We start from the raw sequence: 3,725 nt of genomic DNA, 5'->3' as shown, positions 1-3,725 counted from the left end.
TTGAATATTCCTGGTTATCTAGGACAGCCCCAAAAATAATCAGACGATTTCAGGTAGCCTCTGCCAAACCGGCTAGGCTTCGGCAAAACGCACACCGGTAAGCTGGGATTTCAGAATGGCTTGGCGCAATGCCTGCAATGCCTGCGGTCGTACAAAGTTACGGCGCGAGGCCAATACGATGCGGCGGTTGGGTACGGGCGGCTCGAAGGGGATGATGGAAAACAGCAAGTGGTCGTTGTCCGTGAGGGCGCTGGAGGGCAGTACGCTGATGCCCAGGCCGCTGGCTACCATATGGCGGATGGTGTTGATGGAACTGCCCTGCAGGGTGTTGGCCAGGCCGAGGATGCGCTGGCGGGAGGCCAATTTGCTACAGCTTTCTAAAACTTGGTCGCGCATGCAGTTGCCTTCGCTGAGCAGCAGCACTTGCTGTTCTGTCAGCTGCTGCACGGATACGGCGTCGAGCTCTTCGAATTCGTGCCCCTTCGGCACGATGACGAAAAACGGCTCGTCATACAGCGGCTCGGTGATGATGCCCGGCTCTTGGAAGGGCTCGGCCACCACGATGGCGTCCAACTCGCCTTTTTTCAGGGAGTCGGTGAGGTTGGCGGTGTAGTGCTCTTCCAGCATCAGCGGCATATCGGGCGCCAGCTTGCGCAGCGACAAAATCAGGCGCGGCAAAAGATAGGGAGCCACTGTAAAAATCAGCCCCAGCTTAAACACGCCGGCCAGCTCATTTTGTTCGGAGGCGGCCAGGTGTTTGATGCGGTCGGCTTCTTCCAGCACGCGGTGCGCCTGGGTAATGATGCGCTCGCCAGTTTCGGTGGGCTTGACTTCGTTGCTGCTGCGGTCGAACAGCGAAACAGAAAGCTCTTCCTCCAGCTTTTTAATCGCAATAGAGAGAGTGGGCTGGCTGACAAAGCAGCGTTGGGCGGCACGGCCGAAGTGGCGTTCTTGTGCAACGGCCACAATATAGCGCAATTCGGTCAGAGTCATGATTTAGCTTTCTTCGTTTTTGCGTTGGATGTCTGGCAAAACGATGTTGAGCTCCAGAACATCTACGCCGTTTTGCGTTTCCTGCGAGATGCGGATGTCGTCGAGCGAAACGTGCACGTATTTCGACAATACTTCCAACAGCTCTTTCTGCAAGGTGGGCAGGTAGTCAGGCGCTTGGGATTTCACGCGCTCCTGCGCAATGATGATTTGCAGGCGGTCGCGGGCAATGCTGGCGGATTTGGGCTTCTTGCCAAACAATATATCAATCAATGACATGGCTTAACCTCCAAACAGGCGTTGCAGGAAGCCTTTTTTCTCTGCTTCCAAGAAACGCATTGGACGGTTTTCACCCAGCAGGCGAGCCACCACATCTTTATAAGCTTCAGCGGCAGGCGCGCCTTCCTGGTGGATGACAGGCAGGCCGACGTTGGAGGCTTGCAGCACGCTTTGCGATTCGGGAATCACGCCCAAGAGCGGGATGCGCAACACGTCTTCAATGTCTTTCACTGAAAGCATTTCGCCGCTTTCCACACGTTCTGGGTTGTAGCGGGTAATCAGCAGGTGTTCTTTCACCTGTTCACCTTTTTCGGCATGGCGGCTCTTGCTTTGCAGAATGCCCAAGATGCGGTCGGAGTCGCGCACGCTGGATACCTCTGGGTTGGTGGTGACGATGGCTTCGTCGGCAAAATACAGCGCCATCAGCGCACCGGTTTCGATACCGGCGGGCGAATCGCAAATCACGAATTCGAAGTCCAGTTTTTCGGTAAGCTCGGAGAGTACGCGTTCCACGCCTTCGCGGGTGAGTGCGTCTTTATCGCGGGTTTGCGAGGCGGGCAGTACGAACAGGTTGTCGCAATGCTTGTCTTTAATCAGTGCCTGGTGCAATGTGGCTTCGTTTTGGATAACGTTGATTAAGTCGTACACCACGCGGCGTTCGCAGCCCATGATGAGGTCGAGGTTGCGCAGGCCGACGTCGAAGTCGATCACGGCGGTTTTGTGTCCTTTTAAAGCCAGGCCGCTGGCGATGCTGGCGCTGGTGGTGGTTTTACCCACGCCGCCTTTGCCGGAGGTTACTACAATAATTTTTGCCACGGTTATGGTCCTTTCCCTTAGGTGAATCCGTTTTGTTGAAATTAGGTTGTTACGTTTGGCGGGCTACCTGAAAATTGTTTGCTGCCCTTTGTATTGTGTGTAGTCAAGTAAATGTATGTTACGTTCAAATAATCTCGCTGAGGGCGGCGATGGCCAGCCGCTCTTTTTGCAAATAGATCTGCACGGCCTGGCGGTGGAGGTGCGGCGGCAGCTGTTGGTCGAAAGTGCGGTAGATGCCAGCGATGGATACCAGCTCGGCCTGCATCGATTGGGCAAAAATGCGGGCATTTTGGTCGCCGCTGGCGCCTGCTAAGGCACGACCACGCAGGGGAGCATAAATATGAATATGGCCGTCGGCAATCACTTCGGCTCCTTCGTTTACTAAACCTAGTACGATCAGGTCGGCATTTTCGGCATACACCTGCTGGCCGGTGCGGATAGGTTTCTCCACCACCAGGGTTTGACGCACGGCGGGAGCGGGCGGGGTACTGGGCGTTTCATGTTGCGCATTTTCAGGTAGCCTTTTGTTTTCTTCACTATTGGCATTGTCGCAGCAAAAGGCTAAGTGATGGGCACGGGCGGCAGCCTGCCATTGTTCGTTGTGATGGCGCAGGGTGCCGATGGGCAGGCTGTGCTCGGCAAATAGGCCGAGCAGGCTGTCTAAATCCAGATTGTCCGGCGAGTCGAATGCCTGTACGTCGAGCAGCAGCGGCATATCGCTGAGTTCGCGGTATTGAGCGGCGCGCTCGGTGAGGGTTTGACGGATAGCCGCCAGCTCGGTGGTGTTGAGCTGGATGGCGAGCGCGTCAATACGGGCGGATTTGATGTCGAATGCTGGCTTCATCGGTGCGATGGAGTCGTAATTTAAGAATTGAAACGGCTCGCAGTTTACCGTTTTATGTAGGCTACTTCAAATTTGTGCGATGGTCGGCTTATTATCAGGCTACCTAAAAACTTAGCTTATAATGCGGCGAATCGCTTTCAGGTAGCCTGTTTGGCAAACTAGAGGCTACCTGAAAACCAGTTTGAGCAATTTAAATGGAAAAACTATGCAGAAGCCGATACGGATTTTAGGCATCGACCCGGGCAGCCGGGTAACGGGTTTTGGTGTGATTGATGTGCTGGGGCAGAGCCAGCGCTACGTGGCATCCGGCTGCATCAAAACCATCCCGGGCGACGAGCTGGCCGGGCGCATCGGCATTATTGTGCAGCACATTGGTGAGATTATCGATACTTACCAGCCGAACCAGGCGGCGGTGGAGCAGGTGTTTGTGAACGTTAATCCCGCTGCCACACTGATGCTGGGGCAGGCGCGCGGCGCGGCAGTAGCGGCACTGGTGTTGCGCGGATTGCCTGTATATGAATACACGGCTTTGCAGGTGAAGCAGGCGGTGGTGGGACAGGGTAAGGCGGCGAAGGAGCAGGTGCAGCATATGGTGGTGCAGATGCTGAAGTTGTCAGGGAAGCCGCAAGCTGATGCGGCCGATGGGTTGGCTGTGGCGCTTACCCATGCATTGCGTAATCATAGTTTAGCAGCCAAATTGCACAATGCTTCGCAAATTAAAGGTGGGCGCTTTCAGGTTTGATTTTCAGGTAGCCAGTGGTTGTTGTATTTGTGCTGGGTAAATTTCATTTCAGCT

The 3,725-nt window shown here is 54.9% G+C and carries 5 protein-coding genes; 1 reads left to right on the top strand and 4 read right to left on the bottom strand.

Features of this window, described 5'->3' with window-relative positions:
- Positions 1–72 precede the first annotated feature (72 nt).
- The 4 genes from HMPREF2541_RS06135 to minC form a co-directional block, all read right to left on the bottom strand.
- A complete protein-coding gene (locus tag HMPREF2541_RS06135; RefSeq protein ID WP_003825027.1) occupies positions 73–993 on the bottom strand; it encodes a hydrogen peroxide-inducible genes activator in 921 nt (306 codons plus the stop codon).
- A 3-nt stretch (positions 994–996) separates the two neighbouring features.
- Positions 997–1,269: a cell division topological specificity factor MinE gene (minE, locus tag HMPREF2541_RS06130; RefSeq protein ID WP_003825031.1), complete on the bottom strand. Its 273-nt coding sequence runs from the start codon at positions 1,267–1,269 to the stop codon at positions 997–999.
- A gap of 3 nt (positions 1,270–1,272) precedes the next feature.
- Positions 1,273–2,085, bottom strand: coding sequence for a septum site-determining protein MinD (gene minD / locus HMPREF2541_RS06125; protein WP_003825033.1), 813 nt, complete (start codon positions 2,083–2,085; stop codon positions 1,273–1,275).
- Between the two features lie 124 nt (positions 2,086–2,209).
- Complete coding sequence (minC, locus tag HMPREF2541_RS06120; RefSeq protein ID WP_003825036.1) at positions 2,210–2,929, bottom strand: septum site-determining protein MinC; 720 nt, start codon at positions 2,927–2,929, stop codon at positions 2,210–2,212.
- A 205-nt stretch (positions 2,930–3,134) separates the two neighbouring features.
- Between minC and ruvC the strand changes: the two genes are divergently transcribed.
- Positions 3,135–3,671 (top strand): crossover junction endodeoxyribonuclease RuvC, encoded by a 537-nt coding sequence (gene ruvC / locus HMPREF2541_RS06115; RefSeq protein ID WP_003825039.1) that lies wholly within the window; start codon positions 3,135–3,137, stop codon positions 3,669–3,671.
- Positions 3,672–3,725 lie beyond the last annotated feature (54 nt).

This window comes from Eikenella sp. HMSC061C02 (assembly GCF_001809035.1).
Lineage (GTDB): Bacteria > Pseudomonadota > Gammaproteobacteria > Burkholderiales > Neisseriaceae > Eikenella > Eikenella corrodens.
This window is presented reverse-complemented; position numbering and strand designations above follow the sequence as displayed.